The 1,847-nt window shown below is 43.8% G+C and carries 1 protein-coding gene and 1 pseudogene; one reads left to right on the forward strand and one right to left on the reverse strand.

Annotation, left to right across the window (positions count from 1 at the left end; genetic code table 11):
- Positions 1–1,082: 1,082 nt before the first annotated feature.
- Complete coding sequence (locus tag MiAbW_RS18995) at positions 1,083–1,331, reverse strand: helix-turn-helix transcriptional regulator (protein ID WP_238707362.1); 249 nt, start codon at positions 1,329–1,331, stop codon at positions 1,083–1,085.
- 256 nt (positions 1,332–1,587) lie between these two features.
- On the opposite strand from MiAbW_RS18995, the pseudogene MiAbW_RS19000 reads away from it, so the two are divergent.
- Positions 1,588–1,847 (forward strand): annotated as a pseudogene (locus tag MiAbW_RS19000) (hypothetical protein); the annotation flags it as partial.

A 1,847-nucleotide genomic window follows, 5' to 3' on the forward strand; every position in this document is an offset into this window, starting at 1 on the left:
ACAGACCTTAAAACCATTCAAGCCGTTAGTGGTCACGCTTCGATCGCAAACCTTCATCTCTACATTCAGACAGATCCAGATCGAACGAAAAACGCCCTAGAGGCTATTTTTATATGACTACACTCTATATGTAGTAGGTGATATAGCCTTTAGTCCTATATCTAGTGTCAAAGCTACGAGCCGGAATTGCACCGGTTGGCAATTTATCAAATATTGCCACTTGCTTAAGTCGTAGCACCTGCTATTTTAGCGAGTCTCGCACCTCCCTAAATATTTCGATCGCTTTTTGTCGTTTTCTAGCCATCTCCAGTAACGATACTGGTTGCCCTTGATAGTTTTGATTTCCTCATAGCCATAGTTAGGGTGAGAGTTAGGGAGCGAGTTAGGGTCTGAGTTAGGGTCTGAGTTAGGGTCTGAGTTAGGGTCTGAGTTAGGGTCTGAGTTAGGGTCTGAGTTAGGGTCTGAGTTAGGGTCTGAGTTAGGGTCTGAGTTAGGGTCTAGGTTAGGGTCTGAGTTAGGGTCTAGGTTAGGGTCTGAGTTAGGGTCTAGGTTAGGGTCTGAGTTAGGGTCTAGGTTAGGGTCTGAGTTAGGGTCTGAGTTAGGGAGTGAGTCACCGCGATTGATTAACTCTCTAGTTATCGACTCATAAAGTGTTATCAGTTGATCCGTTGTTAGTGATTGGATATCGATTTCGATCGCTTTTTCTAACCGATCACTGTTCACTGCCAAAGTTTCGATCGCACTTTCTGACCGATCACTGTTCACTGTCAAAGTTTCGATCGAGTCTTCATTTTCCAGGTCCCATTGACTGATCGGACGATCAGGGAGTTGATACTGAAAAAGATCAATTAATGGTAACTGACTAGGGATAGCTTCATCAGCCGGCCCGATCTCGTCTATCCCTACGGTTATCTCTCGCAGGTCTGAGAGAATAACCTTGACTTTCTTTTTCCAGACTTGTTTAACCGTGGCCTTTTCTCCCTTGTAGGAGATGCGATCGTTTATAGAGGGAGTCATCATAGTAGTAAACGACAAAATTTTTGTCACTTTCCCTAACGAGAGCTAATCGTTAGGGAGTTTTATTAGTTAGGGGAATCGTCGGGGATGCCGGTGGTATCTAGTCCGAGAGATTGGGACAAGGTTTTTAGGCTTACCCCTAATTCCCGGCACAACACTAGGGCGTTATCTAGCCGGGGGATATACTTTCCCGCTACCCAGCTATTGATCGTTACTTCAGCTATACCCGTCCGCTTAGATAACTCTCGCTGCGTAGTGTTTGCATATTCGATAAGTTGTTTCAAGGTAGCTATGGATTCAGGAGATGACTTCATTTTAACAAGTAACCCATAGTTTACTATTGACTTAGCAAAAAGTCCATAGTAAACTATGGATATAACTAAACAACATCCCAACCCCTAGAGGCAATTTAACCGATCGCATAGCTAGGGTATTGGGCTGTAGATAGTCTAGGTCAGTGGTTTATTTTTAGGAGATCGCCTATGGGTTGAGGAGCGAAAGACTTATTGAGAAATTGGGCTAATTATTTCCTTAAACGTTTAATTGGGGCATTCTGCCCCTTCACTTCCTATGAACACCACCATCATTCAAGATCGAATACAAGAAGACTGGCCCGTTAAACCCGGTCACTGTCTCAACCCCTTTGAACCATTATTCGGTTCCGACATTCCAGAAAGTGAACTAGGCCGGTCTCTCTACGATCTGGCTATCAGTATCGAAGAATCGTATGGACTAGGGGAGCTAATCGATGAACTACCCGATCTAGTATTGGGAATCAAGAGAAATCTAACATCTTGGTATGAAATCGGTTTAATCTCTTGGAAAATCAA

The organism is Microcystis aeruginosa NIES-4325 (genome assembly GCF_008974145.1).
In the GTDB taxonomy this organism is placed as follows: domain Bacteria; phylum Cyanobacteriota; class Cyanobacteriia; order Cyanobacteriales; family Microcystaceae; genus Microcystis; species Microcystis aeruginosa_G.